The organism is Sporolactobacillus terrae DSM 11697 (genome assembly GCF_000648615.1).
Lineage (GTDB): Bacteria > Bacillota > Bacilli > Bacillales > Sporolactobacillaceae > Sporolactobacillus > Sporolactobacillus terrae.
Genome location: NZ_JFZC01000055.1, coordinates 39521 through 57918 on the forward strand (window position 1 = coordinate 39521; position 18398 = coordinate 57918).

The window sequence follows — 18398 nt, forward strand, 5'->3', positions numbered from 1 at the left end:
GTAAAGAAGAATGGAGGTGTCCTCATGTCTCGTATAGGATTGAGACCTACCGCTGTTCCTGAAGGTGTGACTGTTACAATTGACGGTCAGAAGGTAACGGTAAAAGGTCCTAAGGGCGAATTATCACGTGAATTTCATCAAGATATGATCATTAAGCAAGAAAACAATGAAATCCGAGTTGAACGACCGACTGATTCGAATAAGCATCGCGCGCTTCACGGCACGACGAGCAGTTTGATCAGCAACATGGTTGAAGGTGTGACAAAAGGCTTCACTAAGAAACTGGAACTTGTCGGTGTCGGCTATCGTGCCAACAAACAAGGCAAGAACTTGGTACTTAATGTCGGCTACTCTCACCCGGTAGAAATCGTTCCTGAAGAAGGAATTGAATTGTCTGTTGAAGGCAATAACAAGGTTTCTGTTGCAGGAATCGACAAGCAACGTGTCGGTGAAGTTGCTGCCAATATTCGTTCCGTACGTTCCCCTGAACCGTACAAGGGCAAGGGTATTCGTTATGAAGGCGAAAAGGTTCGTCGTAAGGAAGGTAAAACTGGTAAGTAATTTCATTCCATTTTCACGAGAAAGGAGCGGTAGACTCTATGATCACAAAAAAAGACAAGAACGCGCTGCGTAAGAAAAGACATCTTCATGTGCGCCACCGCATTGTGGGCACTACAGAACGTCCGCGTTTAAATGTTTTTCGTTCTTCCAAGAATATATATGCACAATTAATTGATGATTCAAAGGGTGTAACGATTGTTTCCTCTTCATCAATTGACAAAGCATTTGATCTTGAAAAAGGCAGCGATGTTGTGGCAGCAAAAAAAGTTGGCGCACTGATCGGTGAACGTGCCCTGGAAAAAGGAATCAAAGCGGTAGTTTTCGACCGCAGCGGTTATATCTATCACGGACGTGTTAAGGCTGTTGCTGAAGGCGCCCGAGAAGCAGGACTCGAATTTTAACATTAAGGAGGGGAATCCATGGCAAACAATGATCGCAACAAATCAGAATTTGAAGAACGTGTTGTTGCAATTAACCGCGTAGCGAAAGTAGTCAAAGGTGGACGTCGTTTCCGCTTTTCCGCACTGGTTGTTGTCGGCGACAAAAAAGGTAATGTAGGTTATGGTCAGGGCAAGGCTCACGAAGTTCCTGAAGCCATTCGCAAAGCGATTGAGGATGCAAAGAAGAATGTATTTAATGTTCCGATCGTAAACACGACTATTCCTCATCAAGTAACGGGTCAGGCAGGAGCAGGCAGCGTTCTGCTGAAACCGGCATCTGAAGGTACCGGAATCATCGCTGGCGGTCCTGTCCGCGCCGTGCTCGAACTGTCAGGCTTGGGTGATATTCTCTCGAAGTCTCTCGGATCGAACAATCCGATTAACATGGTTCGTGCAACGGTTGAAGGCCTGCAAAGTCTGAAGCGTGCAGAGCACGTGGCAAAACTGCGCGGCAAATCAGTAGAAGAGCTGCTCGGATAAGGAGGGAACAAGATTGGCTAAAAAATTGGAAATCACCCTCAAACGCAGTGTGATCGGACGTCCTGAATCACAACGCGTTACGGTAAAAACGCTTGGTCTCAAGAAGACTTACCAAACCGTTGTTCAGGATGATAACCCTGCAATTCGCGGCATGATCAACAAGGTTTCCCACTTGCTCGCTGTTCGCGAAATTAATGAATGATTGATAACGATTTTGAGAATAAGGAGGTGCCAAGATGAAACTCCATGAATTGAAACCAGCTGAAGGATCTCGGTTTGCTCGCAAAAGAGTAGGGCGCGGCTACGGTTCAGGACTTGGCAAAACATCTGGTCGAGGACAAAAAGGACAGAAATCACGCTCAGGCGGTAGAGTACGTCTCGGATTTGAAGGCGGACAGATGCCATTGCTGCAGAAACTGCCGAAGAAAGGATTTAAGAATCCGACGCGCAAGATTTACGCAATTGTTAACGTTGAAAAGCTGAATCAGTTTGAAAACGGAACGGAGATTACTCCGGAATTGCTGCTCCAAAAACGTGTCATCCGCAAACTGAATGATGGCATTAAAGTTTTGGGTGAAGGCAAGCTTGAATCGAAACTGACGGTTAAAGCGCATAAATTTTCTGCTTCTGCTAAAGAAGCGATTGAAGCAGCCGGCGGAAACATTGAGGTGATCTGATGTTTCAAGTGCTTTCCAGCATGTGGCGAGAAGCCGACATTCGCCGAAAAATAGTATTCACATTGCTTATGCTCATTATATTTCGGATCGGGACATTCATTCCTGTTCCCGAAATTAATACGGAGCTGATCAATATCAGCGATTCAAGTGCTTTCGGTTTGTTCAACACCTTTGGCGGCGGCGCCTTGGAGAACTTCTCAATCTTTTCCATGGGGATTATGCCTTATATCACTGCATCCATTATTGTGCAGCTTCTGCAAATGGATGTCGTGCCAAAGCTTACCGAATGGTCGAAACAAGGTGAAATGGGAAGACGCAAGCTGAATCAGCTGACAAGGTACGGAACGATTGTTTTAGGATTCATCGAAGCACTCGGACTTTCCTACACGTTCAGTAACAATTACCAGGGGCTGGTTAGTAATCCAACCCTCTGGACCTTTCTGATCATTGCATTGGTACTGACAACGGGTACGGCGTTTCTCGTATGGCTGGGTGATCAAATTACGGCTTACGGTGTGGGTAATGGTATTTCCATTATTATCTTTGCAGGGATTATTGCACGAATCCCGACAGCGGTCAGCCAGATTTACGCTCAGCGGTTTGCTTCGTCAACCAACACATTTTTGGAAGTACTTGGATTGCTGGCCATTGTTGCAGTTGTTTTGCTGATTGTAGTTGGAACCATCTTCGTTCAGCAAGGGATGCGAAAGATTCCGATTCAATATGCGAAACGGACAATTGGCTCGAAAACCTATAGTGCACAACCGGCACATTTACCGATTAAGGTGAATGCGGCGGGCGTCATCCCGGTAATCTTTGCCATATCCCTGATGATTACACCGCCGACGATTGCTCGTTTCTTCCCCGAGAATAACGTGACCACGTGGATTATCCGCGTGTTCGACTATTCAACGGTATATGGAATGATTATCTATGCGGCATTAATCATTGCCTTTACTTACTTCTATACATTCGTACAGGTCAATCCTGAAAAAATGGCTAAGAATCTTGGCGAGCAAGGCGGCTACATTCCGGGAATTCGGCCGGGAAAGAGTACGGAGAAATTCATTACGAAGATTCTCTACCGCCTAACCTTCCTAGGGGCCCTTTTCCTTACGGTCATTTCGCTTCTACCGATTGTTTTCGGTGAAATCGGCAGCCTTCCGCAAAGTGCAAGAATTGGCGGAACAAGCTTGCTGATCGTTGTCGGGGTTGCTCTTGATACGATGAAACGTATTGAAAGTCAGTTGGTAAAGAAAAACTATCAAGGCTTTATCAGAAAAAGGTAAAGGTTACTTGTGGTGAATGAGTCAGGAGGAATGACGATGAATTTGATTTTAATGGGACTTCCGGGTGCCGGTAAGGGCACACAGGCAGAACGGATTGTTGATAAGTTCGGTTATCCTCATATCTCAACCGGTGACATGTTTCGCGCGGCAATTAAAGGCGGTACGCCATTAGGAAAAAAAGCAAAATCCTTTATTGATCAAGGAGCGCTTGTTCCTGATGAAGTAACGATCGGCATTGTCAACGAACGTTTATCCGAAAAAGATACGGCAAAGGGTTTTCTGCTTGACGGATTTCCGCGTACCGTTGAACAAGCAGAAGCGCTTGATCAAATGATGGCGGATAAAGGACAAAAGATTGATGCAGTCCTTTACATCCGTGTTGATCCTGAAAAACTAATGGCTCGTCTGACGGGCCGCCGTATCTGTTCCGATTGCGGCGCAACCTACCATTTGGTTTTCAACCCACCGGCAAAAGAAGGGGTTTGCGACAAATGCGGCGGCGCTTTGAAGCAGCGGGCGGATGACAATGCGGCGACCGTTCATGAACGGTTGCAGGTCAATATGAAGCAGCAGCAACCGCTGCTTGATTTCTATGAAGCAAAAGGATCCTTGAAAACAATCAACGGAGATCAGGAGATCAACGACGTATTCCAAGAAGTAGCGGCGATCCTCGGCGAACTTGCCAAGTGATCACGAGGAAGACGATTGATGAAGTGGACAGGATTCGCATTGCAGGAAAAATAGTCGGCCATACGCTGGAATGCTTGCGGCGGGCTATTTGTCCCGGCATATCGACGATTGAACTCGATGCGCTGGCAGAGCGCTTGATAAGGGATGCGGGAGCTGAACCGTCATTCAAGGGATATGATGGTTATTTAAACAGTATCTGCACATCCGTCAACGATCAGTTGGCTCACGGTATTCCTGGTTCCTATGTTCTGCAGGACGGAGACATAATCAGTATCGATATCGGTGCCAAGTATGAAGACTTTCATGCAGACTCCGCCTGGACTTTTCCTGTGGGTATGCCGTCTGATGCGGCTCGAAAACTTCTGGAAACGACGGAAGAATCGCTCAATTTGGGAATAGCCGAAGCAAGGCCGGGCTCCCGGTTGTCGAATATCTCCCACGCGATTCAAAGATGTGCCAAGTCAAAAGGATTTTCCGTCGTACGTGAATTGACCGGTCATGGGGTTGGACGTGAACTTCATGAGGACCCAGATATTCCAAATTATGGGCGGCCCGGCCGAGGTCCGGTACTCGAACCCGGCATGGTGCTCGCGATTGAACCGCTGATTAATGAAGGCAGCCGTAAAATTTGGATGGTCGAAGATGATGATTGGACGCTGATGACCCAGGATGGCAAGAACTGTGCTCATTTTGAGCATACCATCGTAATTACGGAAAATGGAAATGAAATCTTGACAAAGCAATAAGTGAAGGTGATGATTGATGGGTAGTGATCAAACCCCCTTACCTGTTCTCGGTCAGCTCGCACGCGTGCTGAAGGGAAAAGAATCGGGTTCTTATTTTGTTATTGTGCGGCTTATCGATCATCGTTTCGTTGAAATTGCAGATGGTGACAAGAGAAAGTTTGACAATGCAAAGAAGAAGAACATCAGCCATCTCGAACTTCAATCATATATATCTGTCGAAGTACAGAAAAGTCTGCGCGAGATCGGGCGTGTGACAAATGGAAAGCTGCGTTTTGCCATCGCTCATTATTTAGATGGAGAAATCAGTAACAATAGGAAGGGTGAGTCAGCCGATGGCTAAAGAAGACGTCATTGAAGTTGAAGGCACCGTGATCGAACCACTGCCAAACGCAATGTTTCGTGTAGAATTGGAAAACGGCCATAAGATTTTAGCTCATGTTTCCGGTAAAATCCGTATGCATTTTATTCGCATTTTACCGGGAGATAAGGTAACGATCGAGTTGTCGCCATATGATGTGTCACGTGGCCGCATTACGTTCAGGCATAAATAATTCTCTGCGGTGCAAGAAGGAGGGTTCAATAATGAAGGTAAGACCATCTGTCAAAAAGATGTGTGAAAAGTGCAAGATTGTCCGCCGTAAAGGTGTTGTCATGGTGATTTGTGAAAATCCAAAACATAAACAAAGACAAGGTTAAGAAGGAGGTGCTCTGACGCATGGCTCGTATTGCAGGGATTGATATTCCAAGAGACAAACGCGTGGTCATTTCGCTGACTTACATTTATGGTGTCGGCTTGACTACTGCAAAGAAGATCTTGGCTGAGGCAAATGTTTCTGAAGATACACGTGTTCGCGATTTAACGGAAGAAGAACAAACACGCATCCGCGAAGTAGTCGACCACTACCGGGTCGAAGGTGACCTTCGCCGCGAAGTTTCGCTCAACATCAAACGACTCATTGAAATTGGTTCATATAGAGGGATTCGCCACCGCAGAGGACTGCCGGTTCGCGGTCAAAATACGAAAAACAACTCACGTACGCGCAAGGGTCCTAAGCGTACGATCGCTGGGAAAAAGAAATAAGTAAAGGAGGGTTAAACATTTATGGCTAAAGCACAACAACGTACGCGCAAGCGCAGGATTAAAAGAAATGTTGAGAACGGGGTGGCACACATCCGTTCAACATTCAATAACACGATTGTGACGATTACCGATCCGCACGGTAATGCCATTGCTTGGGCAAGTGCAGGCGGTCTTGGTTTCAAAGGCTCTAGAAAGTCAACGCCCTTTGCGGCACAAACTGCAGCAGAAGCTGCGGGCAAAAGTGCGCTGGACAGCGGCATGAAGACCATTGAAGTTTCTGTTAAAGGACCGGGCGCAGGTCGTGAAGCAGCAATTCGCGCACTTCAGGCAGTAGGCCTTGAAGTGACCGCAATCCGCGACGTTACTCCGGTACCGCATAACGGCTGCCGTCCTCCAAAACGTCGCCGCGTTTGATTGTATAGCTCGCTATTAATCTGTTAATAATGCAACTATAAATAAACGTGTACACCGAACTGAGAAGCACCAATGCTCATGAAGCGTCCATTCGTTTCGGAAAGCGTGTGCTGCACGAAGTATCGACGTCTTAAAGGAGGGTTCTTTGTTAATGATTGAGATCGAAAAGCCAAAGATCGACACGGTTGAAATAGCAGACGATGGAAGCTATGGCAAGTTTGTTGTTGAACCGCTCGAACGCGGATACGGCACGACTCTGGGGAATTCTTTACGTCGAATTTTACTTTCATCCCTCCCAGGCGCGGCTGTAACGACGGTACAGTTTGATACTGTGCTTCATGAATTTTCCACCATTGAAGGCGTTGTGGAAGATGTTACGGCGATCATCTTGAATATTAAAAAGCTCTGCTTGAAAATCTATTCAGATGAAGACAAGACATTGGAAATTGACGTTCAGAGACCGGGGAAAGTGACGGCTGCTGATATTATCCACGACAGTGACGTGGAAATATTAAATCCTGAATTGGAAATTGCGACACTTGATGAAGGTGCTCATTTTCACCTGCGAATGATTGCCAAGAAGGGCCGCGGCTATGTTCCTGCTGAAGGAAACAAATCCGAGGATCTTCCAATTGCCGTAATTCCTATTGATTCGATTTACACGCCAATTACGCGTGTAAATTATCAAGTGGAAAAAACCAGAGTTGGTCAGTTTGCTAATTTCGACAAACTAACGATCGATGTTTGGACCGATGGAAGCATTCGTCCTGAAGAAGCAGTTTCTCTGGGTGCCAAAATTCTGACCGAACATCTGAATATCTTCGTCGGACTGACTGATCAAGCGCAAAAAGCGGAGATCATGATCGAAAAAGAAGAAGATAAGAAGGAAAAAGTGCTTGAAATGACGATTGAAGAGCTGGATCTTTCCGTACGTTCTTACAATTGCCTGAAACGCGCTGGAATCAATACCGTTCAAGAACTGACCCAAAAGAGTGAAGAAGACATGATGAAGGTTCGTAATCTTGGACGCAAGTCTCTTGAAGAAGTTGAAGAAAAGCTCCAGGATCTTGGTCTCGGACTAAGAGTTGAAGAGTAACTCGTAAATAGACAAGGGATTATTTTTCTTTTTTGCGCAAAAAAGAAAGATTGAAGACAAGCAATAAAGGGGGTAAAAAGTAAATGGCATATGCAAAATTAGGCCGGGATTCAGCTGCGAGGAAGGCGCTGTTCCGCGATCTAGCGACCGACTTGATTATTAACGAACGTATTCAGACCACGCATTCCAAAGCCAAGGCGCTTCGCCCGATCGTTGAGAAAATGATTACGCTCGCGAAACGCGGCGACTTGCATGCACGTCGTCAGGCAGCAGCCTTCATTCGCAATGAAGTTGCTGATCAAGAAGCAGGTAAGAATGCAGTTCAGAAACTGTTTGATGAAGTTGCAGAACGCTATGCAGAACGTCAGGGCGGCTATACACGCATCCTGAAAGTTGGCCCGCGCAAAGGCGATGGTGCTGAATTGGCAATCATCGAGCTGGTTAAATAATCAAGCACTTCCAGAGGCAGAAAGCCGGGTTCTAAAGAACTTGGATTTCTGCTTTTTTTTACAGGTAAAGATCGTTTATGATCCTGCCTTGCTGGTATAACGATTAGTGTTATTACATCAATAAGTCAGTTTGTGAGACGCGTAAGCGCTCTGGCGCCTGCAGGAGAGCAGGCCAAGGGAGACCCCGCAGATTCCTGCCTGTCTGAGGAGGCTCCTGGACTGCCCGCGGCAAGTGAGCGACTGCAGGACTATGAAAAAGTTACTCATTTAAAAATGAGCGCATGTCCTTTATACTTATTTTCAATAGTGTTTTTCTTGATCATATGAGCTGAGATGAGAAAGAGAGCAGCTTGATTGCGTGCAGTAGCCTGCAGATATGGCTGCGGCAGAGAGGAGTGGAGGCAAGTACATGGAAAAAATCATTGACGTGCATGATCTATCCTATCACTATGCAGAAGAACAACCCGATGTATTGAAAAAAATCAATTTCACCGTGAACAAAGGCGAGTGGCTGTCGATTGTCGGACATAATGGTTCTGGAAAGTCGACCTTAGCGAAATGTTTGAACGGCTTGATTCTCCCACAAAAGGGAACCGTTAAGGTCGCTGGGTTACTCACCTCCGATGAAGAAAAGATATGGGCAATTCGTCGCGCTGTAGGTATGGTCTTTCAAAATCCGGATAATCAGTTCGTCGGAGCAACCGTCCAAGATGATGTTGCCTTTGGCATGGAGAATCATGGACTGCCGCGTGATGTCATGAAAAAGAGGTTGGTGGAAGCGCTGGATCTCGTCAAAATGTCGGCGTTTGCTCAAAGTGAGCCGCATCGGCTTTCCGGGGGGCAAAAGCAGCGGGTAGCGATTGCCGGTATTGTTGCGCTTCAGCCGCTGATCATTATCATGGATGAAGCCACATCAATGCTTGACCCTGAGGGAAGAAAAGAAATTATAAAGACGGTGCGTGCGCTGAATAAAGAGCAGCATCTAACCGTTATTTCGATTACTCATGATTTGGAAGAAGCGATTCACTCGGATCGATTGCTGGTCATGAGCGATGGGGAAATGATTCGCGAAGGGACGCCGCGGGAAATCTTTAAATCAACAGAACTGCTGCACAAAGTCGGGCTCGATTTGCCGTTTGCGATTAAAATGCGCAATGCGCTGCGTGCTAAAGGTGTACCATTATCGGACACTGCATTATTTCAGGAAGAGTTGGTGGATGAACTATGGACATTACATTCGAACATGTGACCCACGTCTACGGCAGCAAGACACCGTTTGAGAAACTGGCGCTTGATGACGTCAGTCTGCATATCCCGTCCGGTTCGTTCACCTCAATTATTGGTCATACCGGTTCCGGAAAATCGACATTGGTGCAGCATATCAACGGTTTGTTGAAGCCTTCCAAGGGGACAATAACCGTTGGTGATGTTGTGATTAAAGCAGGCGCAAAGAAGCAGGACTTGAAATCATTGCGAGAGAAGGTCGGCTTTGTCTTCCAGTACCCGGAGCATCAGCTTTTTGAAGAAACGATTATCAAAGATGTATGTTTTGGTCCGATGAATTTCGGTATTTCAGAATCCGAAGCGATCAAACGGGCTGAAGAGAGTCTGCAGATGGTTGGTCTGCCTGCTTCATTATGGCATCGATCGCCGTTTGACTTGAGCGGCGGTCAAATGAGACGGGTGGCCATTGCCGGTGTTTTGGCGGTTCGTCCGCAAGCGGTCATTTTGGACGAACCGACAGCAGGACTCGATCCTAAAGGGCGTCAAGAAATTCTTGGCCTATTTAAATCGCTGCAGGAGCGCCAGCATCTTACCATTATCATGGTGACGCATAGCATGGATGATGCAGCCGTTTTATCCGATCAAGTGGTTGCGATGAAGGGCGGCAAGCCGCTGATCATCGGTACGCCGAATGATGTCTTTATTCAGAAAGAAAAGCTTCGGGCAGCCGGGCTTGATCTTCCGGAGACAATGACTTTTTTAAACAAGCTGCTGGAGAGAGCCGGCGAAGCGAGAACGATTCCTGCGTTTACCATTGACGAAGCGGCAGATGCAGTGGTTAACCTGCTAAATGGGGTGAGAGACCATGTTTAATCTTGTTATCGGCCAGTACGTGCCGGCAGATTCATATATTCATCGCCTTGATCCTCGCTCGAAGCTGATTAGCGTCTTTCTCTTTGTCATTATTGTATTCTTGGCGAACAATTGGGTCACGAACGCATTAATGGTGCTTTTTTGCTTTTTAGGGATTGCTTTGTCACGGCTAAATGTCTCGTTTATTTATAGAGGGCTGCGTTCTGTTTTTATTATTGTGCTGATTACTTTTCTTTTAAATTTATTTTTGTCCTCCGGAGGGACCGTACTCTTCAGCTGGGGGTTTCTGCGTGTGACTTCGGCAGGATTGCTCCAATCGATCTTTATCGCGATTCGCATCTTAGTCATCATCGTTGTTACCACCCTATTGACGCTTACCACATCGCCAATCGAAATTACCGATGGCATGGAAAGCCTGCTTAATCCATTGAAGAAGATCAAAGTGCCGGTCCATGAATTTGCGCTGATGATGTCGATCTCGCTGCGCTTTATTCCGACACTGCTTGAAGAAACGGAGAAAATCATCAAAGCGCAGTCGGCAAGGGGCTCTGATTTTACGTCAGGCTCTTTGAAAAGCCGAGTGAAGGCGATTGTGCCACTGCTTGTGCCGCTCTTTGTCGGAGCGTTTAAACGTGCGGAGGACTTGGCAATGGCGATGGAAGCGCGGGGCTATCATGGCGATTTCGGACGTACGAAGCTGCACCAGTTGAAATGGGACTGGCGGGATACACTGCTTTTGGCTGCAGTTCTGCTACTGGCTGTTTTGTTAATTCTTGCAAGATATTGAGTGATGGGTGATTGAATGACCAAGATCAAATGTACCGTTGCTTACGACGGATCGCAATTTCATGGCTATCAGGTGCAGCCGCAGAAACGGACGGTTCAGCGAGAGATTCAGGCTGCACTGGCACGGATGCATCAAGGCAGCACGATCAAAATTGTTGCGTCAGGACGAACCGATGCCGGCGTACATGCCTATGGGCAAGTGTTTCATTTTGAATCCCCGCTCAGGATACCACTTGAGCGCTGGCCGATGGCCTTAAACAGTCTGCTTCCTGACGATATTTATGTGCGTCATGCTGAAGCCGTACCGGAAACCTTCCATGCCCGTTATGATGTGAAGCAGAAGGAGTACCGCTATCGGTTGCTGACGCGGCCGGAACCCGATCTGTTTCGCAGAGTCTACACCGCGCATGTGGCGCAGCCGCTTGATCTGGAAGCGATGAATCAAGCGGCCGAAGTGATTGTCGGAACCCATGATTTCTCCTGCTTCTGTGCTGCAAACACGGATGTGAAGGATAAAGTGCGTACGATTTTTCATTTATCGGTGCGGCAAGAAAAAGATGATGAAACAGTCATTCGTGTGGTGGGCAGTGGTTTTCTGTATCAGATGGTACGGATCATCACCGGCACCTTGCTCGATGTCGGGAAACATCAAATGGCACCGGAACGCATTGCCGAGATTATTGCCGGCGGCGACCGTCAGGCTGCATCGGCTACAGCACCGCCGCAAGGTCTGACCCTGTGGAAGGTCACTTATTAGTGCATGGAATCGAGCAGATAAAATCAAAATTCACCGGAACGCATGCAAAGTGCTGTGCGTGCTTGACATTAGAAGCCAGGTATTATATTATATACTTCGGCATTTCTAATTTGACCACTATTAGCCCCAAAAATATTGGCTCAAATAGATAAATGAAACGGTGAGAGAGGAAACTCTCAAATCAAGTGCGGTTGTGGGTCGCACTTGAACAATGAAAATGGAATTGTTCGAGGAGGAAAATAAAGTGCGTACAACTTATATGGCCAATGCGGCTACAGTTGAGCGCAAATGGCTCGTTGTTGACGCTGAAGGTCAAACGCTCGGCCGCTTAGCAAGTGAAGTGGCAGCCATTCTGCGTGGGAAAACAAAACCAACGTTTACACCTCATGTTGATTGTGGCGATCATGTCATCATCATCAATGCGGAAAAGATCGAATTAACCGGCAAGAAATTGCTGTCAAAAAAATACATTCACCACACCGGTTTCCCGGGCGGTATCAAAGCACGCTCTGCGCAAGATATGCGTGCAACCCGTGCTCGCGCAATGCTCGAACGGACGATCAAAGGCATGCTGCCGCACAACAGACTCGGACGTCAAATGTTTACGAAACTGCATGTTTATGAAGGCGGGCAACATCCGCACGCCGCACAAAAACCAGAAGCTTACGAGCTTCGCGGTTGATCAGGGAGGGAAAATAAATCATGGCACAAGTACAATACTATGGCACCGGACGTCGTAAAAGCTCCGTCGCTCGTGTACGTCTCGTACCTGGCGAAGGAAAAGTAGTTATCAACGGTCGTAGCGACGCTGAATTCTTTAATCTCGAAACACTGCGCACGATTCTAAAGCAACCGCTCGTTGCAACAGAAACTGAAGGCAGATATGATGTTCTCGTTAACGTTGAAGGCGGCGGCTTCACAGGCCAAGCCGGCGCAATCCGTCACGGAGTTGCCCGCGCCCTGCTGGAAGCTGATCCGGAATACCGCGCTGTTCTCAAGAAAGCCGGTTTCCTGACACGTGACCCAAGAATGAAAGAACGTAAGAAATACGGACTCAAAGGCGCACGTCGCGCACCACAGTTCTCAAAACGCTGATTTACAGGCGTTTCAAGCCCCTTTTCGAGCAATCGAAAGGGGCTTTTTTGATGCTTAAAAATGGGTTTGTGACTACATTTTGACCATATTTATTTTGATTTTGCATTTTTCATGTAGTCCTCGTACTTTCCTGCTTCTTCAATTTTCACTTTTTTGGCTACATGAGTGTAAATGTTCATTGTGGTTTCCATGCGTGCAGTTCCACCACAATTTGTAGAAGCACTTAGTAGAGCAAACATGCCGAAATTAGGCGTTAAGAAATACAAGTAGGCTGAGTCAGGGTAAGATAAGCCAAAGCTGCTCACTCTCCGCCGAAAGAAAAACAAAGTGAGCTACCCCATCCAAGCGATGATGAACGTTGTCCAGAGTATATTTAGGATAACGGCAAAAAAACCAACGGCCATAACCCATCCGTCAATAATACGTTCGAGGACTGTTAATTCTCTTTCTGTTTTTACATCAATAAAGAATAAAATAAGTGCTGCTGCTGAACACAAATAGGAGAGTACGGCGCCGATCCAATACCAGAACATGCAGTGTTCAGCCGACCAATAGGCCATCATTTGGAATGAGTAGCCAAAATAACAAGCCAAAGCCGTTGTCAATCCGAGCAGTAACGTTAGCCGATAGCGCTTCACAGTGAAGGCTCCCTTCTTAAATGATCCGGTTTATGGCGCTTTGTACATCAAAGCCGGCTTTTCAAGGGGTTTTTTCTTTCTTATCCGGAGAAACAAATCCTTTCTATAGCTCAATTGAATCCCCTCATATTTGGTTAGGTTTTTTGGTGTGGTTGTCGTAAGGCGCTGGAACGATAATGAATTGATTTCATGAGGTGAAAAATATTGTGGATCGGCCATGGTGCAGCCAAGCTAAAGAATACGTGCCGCTGTAGTACTCACAGTATACCTTATAAAAAACCCCTGCGCGAGCTGTGCAGGGGCTGCATTTATTAGTGTTGGAGTTCAGGTTCTTTCTTTGTTCCGTTATTGGCAACAAGTTTCATGATTAGGCGGGCAATGGTTTTATGCTCGTTTTCATCGGCGACGCTCCATAGATCCGAGAGCAGCCGCTCCTGTTCATTTTTCGGATCAACATGATCAGAAAGGTATCCGCCGATTTTTGTTGCAAACTCATTGATGACCTCTGAATTTACACCGACGCTTTCTGCTTGATGCATGCGGTCAGCTAGGAAATCCTTCCAATGATCCCAGTTACTCAATAGAGACATGACCCAACCTCCTTTTTTAAATGCATGCTTAGGTTTGCCGACTAAATTTTTCTTATTCATGCTTCATTTTCTTCCATGTCGGTGGTTTTCCATCACTTTCCGAGCGGTTAAAAACGGCATGGAAAAAGCTGTTACGGTTGAGCGGCGACGTCTTGCCGGATGATAAAGAAGGAAAGGAGGAGAACTGATTTGGGTGTTGTCATGGATTTTAGAGAGAAATTGCGTCATAAGCAGGTTGTGTCGGAACGGCGTGCGCTTCAGGATTTATCTTTTTCAAAAATTGAGGAGGCTGTCCAGCGTTATTTTGAGAAATATCTTGTCCAGATCCCGGCTGCCGGTGCAGCGGGAAAAGAAATGTGCGCAGAATATGCATTGGAAAGCTTTTTGTTAGGCTCTTCAATGGGGCGTTTCGGCTTTTACGGGGAAGAAAAAATTGATGTCTTCAAACGATGCAAGGTTGAATTTTATGGGTTGTTTGATGACTTTTATGATTTTTGGCTTTTCTGGGGGACGGATCAACCGTTGCTTGATGACTTGCAGGACGCAAGCCGCAACTATTTGTTTCATTGGTGGTCCGAAGGCTATGATGCCTCGCTGAAACGATGGCGGCTTAAGCTTCATTAATTCCCGCATAATTGCAGGCTTTGTCCAATATATATTGAACGAGAGAGACGGGCTTGCAGTTGGGGGGATTGAATTGAAACGGAGATGGCTGTTTTGGGGAAGCATCATTATGGTACTCGCTTTTGTGACCCTCGCCAGTGCCAAATGGCTGATTAGCTGGCATACCGGTCAGAGTTGGCATACGCCGCTGGCGGGACGTGTGATTGTTCTCGACGCGGGACATGGCGGCCCTGATGGCGGGGCGGTTGGCGGAAGTGTTGAGGAGAAGGATATTACACTTAAAATTACCAAGGATATTCGCAATTATTTGCAGGAAATGGGTGCGATCGTGATCATGACCCGTGACCGTGATACAGATTTGGCGGACGATGACTTTTCGGGAAGTCACAAAACACAGGACTTGGTTCGACGGGCAAAAATGGTTAATAAAACGCATCCGGACGCATTTGTGAGCATTCATATGAATGCCATTCCGATGCCGAGTCTTCATGGGGCGCAAACCTTTTATCATCCGAAGTCCAGTGAAAACCGCAAGCTTGCACTATTCATTCAGGATTCCCTTAAACAGAATCTGGAGAATACAAAGCGTTACGCGAAGCCGATTGGCCATGTTTATCTGCTTAAGAAGGCGGAAGCACCCTCGGCATTGGTAGAGGTGGGTTTCCTGTCAAATGCAGCAGAGCGCGCGCTGCTCATTCAGCCTAATTACCAGAAGAAGGCTGCATCTTCAATCAGTCAAGGGATTATGCGCTATTTCACCAATGAAAAAATCCCTTCCGATCAATGAATAGAGGTTCAAAATGCTGGGTTTTTTCTAATCGGCTTGCTATACTGAAGATGCACGGGAAGGACTGGTGAAACGATGATGGACCGACAACAGGTTTTGGACGTGCTGCAAACCGTTCAAGACCCTTTTTTACATAAAAGTCTAGCCGAAACCAAGGCACTCAAGCAGTTTTCCGCCGATGGCGAACGAATTGCCTTGGAAATTGCGCTGTCGAAACAAGACAGAGTGAAACAAATGCAGATCCAGGTTGAAATCTCCTCGAAGCTCAAGGAAAAAGGCGCAAAAGCAGTGAGCGTTCAGTTCACGGTGCTCAGCAATGAGGAGATCGGTCAATTAGGCGGGTTCCCGGTTAAACTACCGACACTGCTTTCTCCGGGCGTCAAAACGCAGTTTATTTCTGTAGCAAGCGGCAAGGGCGGGGTCGGAAAGTCAACCGTTTCGGTCAATCTGGCCTTGGCAATGGCCCGGCAAGGGAAAAAGATCGGATTGCTTGACGCGGATATCTACGGTTTCAGTGTTCCGGATATGATGGGGATCGAGAGGCGGCCGGCGATTAAGGACGAACGAATTATCCCGGTCGAACGGTTCGGCATTAAAGTAATTTCGATGGGCTTTTTTGTAGAAAACAACTCGCCGGTGATTTGGCGCGGCCCAATGCTCGGCAAAATGCTGAACAACTTTTTTAATGATGTCTATTGGGGCGATTTGGACTATTTGCTGCTCGATCTTCCGCCGGGTACCGGAGATGTGGCGATGGACATCCACTTCAAACTGCCGCACTCTAAAGAGATCATTGTCACTACACCGCATCCGACCGCAGCTTTTGTTGCGGCTCGAGCAGGCGCGATGGCTACACATACGAAACATGAAATTCTTGGCGTTATTGAAAATATGGCTTACTATAAAAGCAAAAAAACGGGTGAGATTGAGTACGTTTTCGGCAAAGGCGGCGGCGACAAGCTCAGCGACTTGCTAAAAACGGACTTGCTTGGGCGCATTCCGCTCACGCAACCTGAGCCGAAGCCCGGTATTCTTGCACCCGGCGTTTATTTTAAAGGCGATCCGATCGCACCGGTGTATGACGCCATTGCACGGAAAGTGATCACTAAAACCACAAAATAATAAGCGTGCCAATCCCTCAGCAGAAAAAGGCTGGGGGATTTTTAAAAGGATATGCGTTGAAAATCGTACCGAACGTGAGACAAGTGGCAGCGAATGACTCAGAAAGTATAGCCAACTCGCCCACCGGTTAAAGCAGTCATCGAACGATTCGGCGCAATTTAAACAGAGACCTGTATAAAAACGCAAAAGGCACACATATTAAACGATGATATGGCAGCCAGGGAGGAAAATTTATGGCGAAGATTCTGTCGTTTCTAATGTGCGCGGTTATGTTGTTTAATTTGGCGGGTTGCGGCAGCCAGCAGAGCCAGCCATCTTATGAAGAAAATAAAAAAATGGTGCTCGATCTGCTTAAAACCGATGACGGCAAAAAAGCGATGCGAGACCTGCTGAAGGACAACGAGTTTCGACAAGCAATTGTTCTTGATGAACCAACAATCCACAAAACCATTGTGCAGACGCTCACGACCGAGCAAGGGCAGAAACTGTGGCGGCAATTGATGAATGATCCGGACTTTTCAGAGCAACTGGCAAAAACGATGGAAAGCGACAATGAAAGATTGTTGAAACGCATGATGAAGGATCCTGGTTATCAAGGAATGATGATGGATATTTTGAAAACGCCGGAAATGCAACAGCAGTATCTTGACCTGATGAAAACCAAACCCTTTCGGCAACAGCTCGATAAAAGCATTGGCGAATTAATGGCAACCCCACTGTTTAAGAAACAACTTGCCGATGCCATCGTTGAAACACTGAAAAAAGAGCAAGAGAAGTCAGAGGATGACTCTTAATCCATGAGCTTGCTCTTGGATTGGACATCGGCGGTTAAGGTTTTCACGGTAACAAACTGAAATCCTCTGTTTTCGAGTTCACGAATGATGAGTGGCAGCGCACGGTCGGTGCCCTTTGCTGAATCAGAAGCATGAAGTTTGATGATATCGCCTTTTCCTGCCTTTTCTAGAACACGCTGAACGATTACTTTGGAGCCGGGATCGGTCTCATCTCGAGGATTAACGCTCCACAAAACCACTTGTTGATTAAGACTTGCTGCCGTTTTCAGGATGTCTTTATTCACCTTGCCATAGGGCGGACGAATCATTTCCGGATGCTGACCGATCGTTTTATAGATCGATTCTCGTCCAAATAGAATATCTGAGCGTAAACGCTGCACGTCTAATTGTGTGTAATCTTCATGGCGCATGCCGTGTGATTCCACTTCATGACCAGCCCTGACCATTTGCCGTACGAGACTCGGATGCCGCTCAGCCCATTCACCGGAAATAAAGAACGTTGCTTTTACATTTTCCTCTTTTAAGGCTTTTAAAATAAGCGGCGCCTGCTGATCCCCCCAATTAATGTCAAATGTCAGTGCTAGGTGTTTCTGATTCGTCTCAACATGAGAAAGAGCGCCGTGCGCTTTGATTGGCGTGAATACATCCACATTCGTTTCCTGACGCTGAACAAACAAGATTAATGCTGCAAAGAAAGCAGCAATGATGATCAGTAAAATATTCTTTAAACGTTTACCATTGATAATCCACAGCATTGATGGTCCACCTCGCTTGCGAGTTTGTACCATTGTATGGGCAAGCCTTCGTTAATATGCGAAGGACTGCTCTGAAAAAATCATAAATAAACGGTTGACATTTCCTAAATAGCTGGTAAAATAAATTTTGTTGTCGCTCATAAAACTTAATTCTTGATTTGAAAATGAGTTAAAAAAAGAGTTGACAATGAGAAAGAAACAGCGTATAATCAGTTAAGTCGCCTGATGGTGACTGAAAAGAATGTTCCTTGAAAACTAAACAAAAGCCAAGCGTGAATAGAGGGTTTTTAAACCCCATAATCAATTCAATTTGCTATGGATCATAATGAACTTTAAAGTAATGCCCAGATATTTTATCTGGCATTGAATGTATAAACTTTTTGGAGAGTTTGATCCTGGCTCAGGACGAACGCTGGCGGCGTGCCTAATA

The 18398-nt window shown here is 46.5% G+C and carries 28 protein-coding genes; 25 read left to right on the forward strand and 3 right to left on the reverse strand.

The window, feature by feature from the left end; all coding sequences use genetic code 11:
• Nucleotides 1–24: 24 nt before the first annotated feature.
• The 21 genes from rplF to rpsI all read left to right on the forward strand — a co-directional run bounded on the left by rplF (nt 25) and on the right by rpsI (nt 12658).
• Complete coding sequence (gene rplF / locus AA84_RS0111695; RefSeq protein WP_028977350.1) at nt 25–561, forward strand: 50S ribosomal protein L6; 537 nt, start codon at nt 25–27, stop codon at nt 559–561.
• A gap of 38 nt (nt 562–599) precedes the next feature.
• Nucleotides 600–962 (forward strand): 50S ribosomal protein L18, encoded by a 363-nt coding sequence (gene rplR, locus AA84_RS0111700; RefSeq protein WP_028977351.1) that lies wholly within the window; start codon nt 600–602, stop codon nt 960–962.
• 18 nt (nt 963–980) lie between these two features.
• Complete coding sequence (gene rpsE / locus AA84_RS0111705) at nt 981–1481, forward strand: 30S ribosomal protein S5 (RefSeq protein ID WP_028977352.1); 501 nt, start codon at nt 981–983, stop codon at nt 1479–1481.
• A 13-nt stretch (nt 1482–1494) separates the two neighbouring features.
• On the forward strand, nt 1495–1683 hold the full coding sequence (gene rpmD, locus AA84_RS0111710; protein WP_028977353.1) for a 50S ribosomal protein L30: 189 nt from the start codon (nt 1495–1497) through the stop codon (nt 1681–1683).
• Between the two features lie 34 nt (nt 1684–1717).
• On the forward strand, nt 1718–2158 hold the full coding sequence (gene rplO / locus AA84_RS0111715; RefSeq protein WP_028977354.1) for a 50S ribosomal protein L15: 441 nt from the start codon (nt 1718–1720) through the stop codon (nt 2156–2158).
• Nucleotides 2158–3447 carry a preprotein translocase subunit SecY gene (gene secY, locus AA84_RS0111720; RefSeq protein ID WP_028977355.1) on the forward strand — a complete coding sequence of 430 codons (1290 nt, stop codon included), beginning with the start codon at nt 2158–2160 and terminating at the stop codon, nt 3445–3447. The genes rplO and secY overlap by 1 nt, the downstream gene beginning before the upstream one ends.
• A 36-nt stretch (nt 3448–3483) precedes the next feature.
• On the forward strand, nt 3484–4137 hold the full coding sequence (locus tag AA84_RS0111725) for an adenylate kinase (RefSeq protein ID WP_028977356.1): 654 nt from the start codon (nt 3484–3486) through the stop codon (nt 4135–4137).
• The gene (map, locus tag AA84_RS0111730) at nt 4134–4883 is read left to right on the forward strand and encodes a type I methionyl aminopeptidase (protein ID WP_028977357.1); all 750 of its coding nucleotides are present in this window, start codon (nt 4134–4136) and stop codon (nt 4881–4883) included. The genes AA84_RS0111725 and map overlap by 4 nt, the downstream gene beginning before the upstream one ends.
• A 16-nt stretch (nt 4884–4899) precedes the next feature.
• Nucleotides 4900–5223 (forward strand): KOW domain-containing RNA-binding protein, encoded by a 324-nt coding sequence (locus AA84_RS0111735; RefSeq protein ID WP_010024575.1) that lies wholly within the window; start codon nt 4900–4902, stop codon nt 5221–5223.
• Nucleotides 5216–5434, forward strand: coding sequence for a translation initiation factor IF-1 (infA, locus tag AA84_RS0111740; RefSeq protein ID WP_028977358.1), 219 nt, complete (start codon nt 5216–5218; stop codon nt 5432–5434). Before AA84_RS0111735 ends, infA begins: the two co-directional genes overlap by 8 nt.
• Before the next feature lie 31 nt (nt 5435–5465).
• Nucleotides 5466–5579 (forward strand): 50S ribosomal protein L36, encoded by a 114-nt coding sequence (gene rpmJ, locus AA84_RS0111745; protein ID WP_010024581.1) that lies wholly within the window; start codon nt 5466–5468, stop codon nt 5577–5579.
• A gap of 19 nt (nt 5580–5598) precedes the next feature.
• Nucleotides 5599–5964: a 30S ribosomal protein S13 gene (gene rpsM, locus AA84_RS0111750; protein WP_028977359.1), complete on the forward strand. Its 366-nt coding sequence runs from the start codon at nt 5599–5601 to the stop codon at nt 5962–5964.
• Between the two features lie 21 nt (nt 5965–5985).
• Nucleotides 5986–6378, forward strand: coding sequence for a 30S ribosomal protein S11 (gene rpsK / locus AA84_RS0111755; RefSeq protein ID WP_028977360.1), 393 nt, complete (start codon nt 5986–5988; stop codon nt 6376–6378).
• A gap of 151 nt (nt 6379–6529) precedes the next feature.
• Nucleotides 6530–7474: a DNA-directed RNA polymerase subunit alpha gene (locus tag AA84_RS0111760; RefSeq protein ID WP_028977361.1), complete on the forward strand. Its 945-nt coding sequence runs from the start codon at nt 6530–6532 to the stop codon at nt 7472–7474.
• A gap of 83 nt (nt 7475–7557) precedes the next feature.
• Nucleotides 7558–7923, forward strand: a complete 366-nt coding sequence (gene rplQ / locus AA84_RS0111765; RefSeq protein ID WP_028977362.1) for a 50S ribosomal protein L17 — start codon at nt 7558–7560, stop codon at nt 7921–7923.
• Between the two features lie 409 nt (nt 7924–8332).
• Nucleotides 8333–9172, forward strand: coding sequence for an energy-coupling factor ABC transporter ATP-binding protein (locus AA84_RS0111770; RefSeq protein WP_028977363.1), 840 nt, complete (start codon nt 8333–8335; stop codon nt 9170–9172).
• Nucleotides 9148–10020: an energy-coupling factor transporter ATPase gene (locus AA84_RS0111775; protein ID WP_028977364.1), complete on the forward strand. Its 873-nt coding sequence runs from the start codon at nt 9148–9150 to the stop codon at nt 10018–10020. The genes AA84_RS0111770 and AA84_RS0111775 overlap by 25 nt, the downstream gene beginning before the upstream one ends.
• Nucleotides 10013–10807, forward strand: a complete 795-nt coding sequence (locus tag AA84_RS0111780) for an energy-coupling factor transporter transmembrane component T family protein (protein ID WP_028977365.1) — start codon at nt 10013–10015, stop codon at nt 10805–10807. The genes AA84_RS0111775 and AA84_RS0111780 overlap by 8 nt, the downstream gene beginning before the upstream one ends.
• Before the next feature lie 15 nt (nt 10808–10822).
• On the forward strand, nt 10823–11563 hold the full coding sequence (truA, locus tag AA84_RS0111785; RefSeq protein ID WP_028977366.1) for a tRNA pseudouridine(38-40) synthase TruA: 741 nt from the start codon (nt 10823–10825) through the stop codon (nt 11561–11563).
• Between the two features lie 244 nt (nt 11564–11807).
• Nucleotides 11808–12245, forward strand: coding sequence for a 50S ribosomal protein L13 (gene rplM / locus AA84_RS0111790; protein WP_028977367.1), 438 nt, complete (start codon nt 11808–11810; stop codon nt 12243–12245).
• A 20-nt stretch (nt 12246–12265) separates the two neighbouring features.
• On the forward strand, nt 12266–12658 hold the full coding sequence (gene rpsI, locus AA84_RS0111795) for a 30S ribosomal protein S9 (RefSeq protein ID WP_010025254.1): 393 nt from the start codon (nt 12266–12268) through the stop codon (nt 12656–12658).
• 332 nt (nt 12659–12990) lie between these two features.
• Here rpsI and AA84_RS0111805 read toward each other — a convergent pair whose 3' ends face one another.
• Together AA84_RS0111805 and AA84_RS0111810 are read right to left on the reverse strand one after the other, a co-directional pair.
• Nucleotides 12991–13296 (reverse strand): hypothetical protein, encoded by a 306-nt coding sequence (locus AA84_RS0111805; protein ID WP_028977368.1) that lies wholly within the window; start codon nt 13294–13296, stop codon nt 12991–12993.
• Nucleotides 13297–13607: 311 nt separating this feature from the next.
• Nucleotides 13608–13886 (reverse strand): DUF3243 domain-containing protein, encoded by a 279-nt coding sequence (locus tag AA84_RS0111810; protein WP_028977369.1) that lies wholly within the window; start codon nt 13884–13886, stop codon nt 13608–13610.
• A 189-nt stretch (nt 13887–14075) separates the two neighbouring features.
• Between AA84_RS0111810 and AA84_RS0111815 the strand changes: the two genes are divergently transcribed.
• The 4 genes from AA84_RS0111815 (at nt 14076) to gerD (ending at nt 17213) form a co-directional block, all read left to right on the forward strand.
• On the forward strand, nt 14076–14510 hold the full coding sequence (locus tag AA84_RS0111815; RefSeq protein ID WP_028977370.1) for a DUF2521 family protein: 435 nt from the start codon (nt 14076–14078) through the stop codon (nt 14508–14510).
• Nucleotides 14511–14583: 73 nt separating this feature from the next.
• A complete protein-coding gene (gene cwlD, locus AA84_RS0111820; RefSeq protein ID WP_028977371.1) occupies nt 14584–15297 on the forward strand; it encodes an N-acetylmuramoyl-L-alanine amidase CwlD in 714 nt (237 codons plus the stop codon).
• A 75-nt stretch (nt 15298–15372) separates the two neighbouring features.
• A complete protein-coding gene (locus AA84_RS0111825; RefSeq protein ID WP_028977372.1) occupies nt 15373–16419 on the forward strand; it encodes a P-loop NTPase in 1047 nt (348 codons plus the stop codon).
• Nucleotides 16420–16652: 233 nt separating this feature from the next.
• Complete coding sequence (gene gerD / locus AA84_RS0111830; RefSeq protein ID WP_028977373.1) at nt 16653–17213, forward strand: spore germination lipoprotein GerD; 561 nt, start codon at nt 16653–16655, stop codon at nt 17211–17213.
• Here the strand turns inward: gerD and AA84_RS0111835 are convergent.
• On the reverse strand, nt 17210–17968 hold the full coding sequence (locus tag AA84_RS0111835) for a polysaccharide deacetylase family protein (protein WP_028977374.1): 759 nt from the start codon (nt 17966–17968) through the stop codon (nt 17210–17212). The genes gerD and AA84_RS0111835 overlap by 4 nt on opposite strands.
• Between the last annotated feature and the right edge of the window lie 430 nt (nt 17969–18398).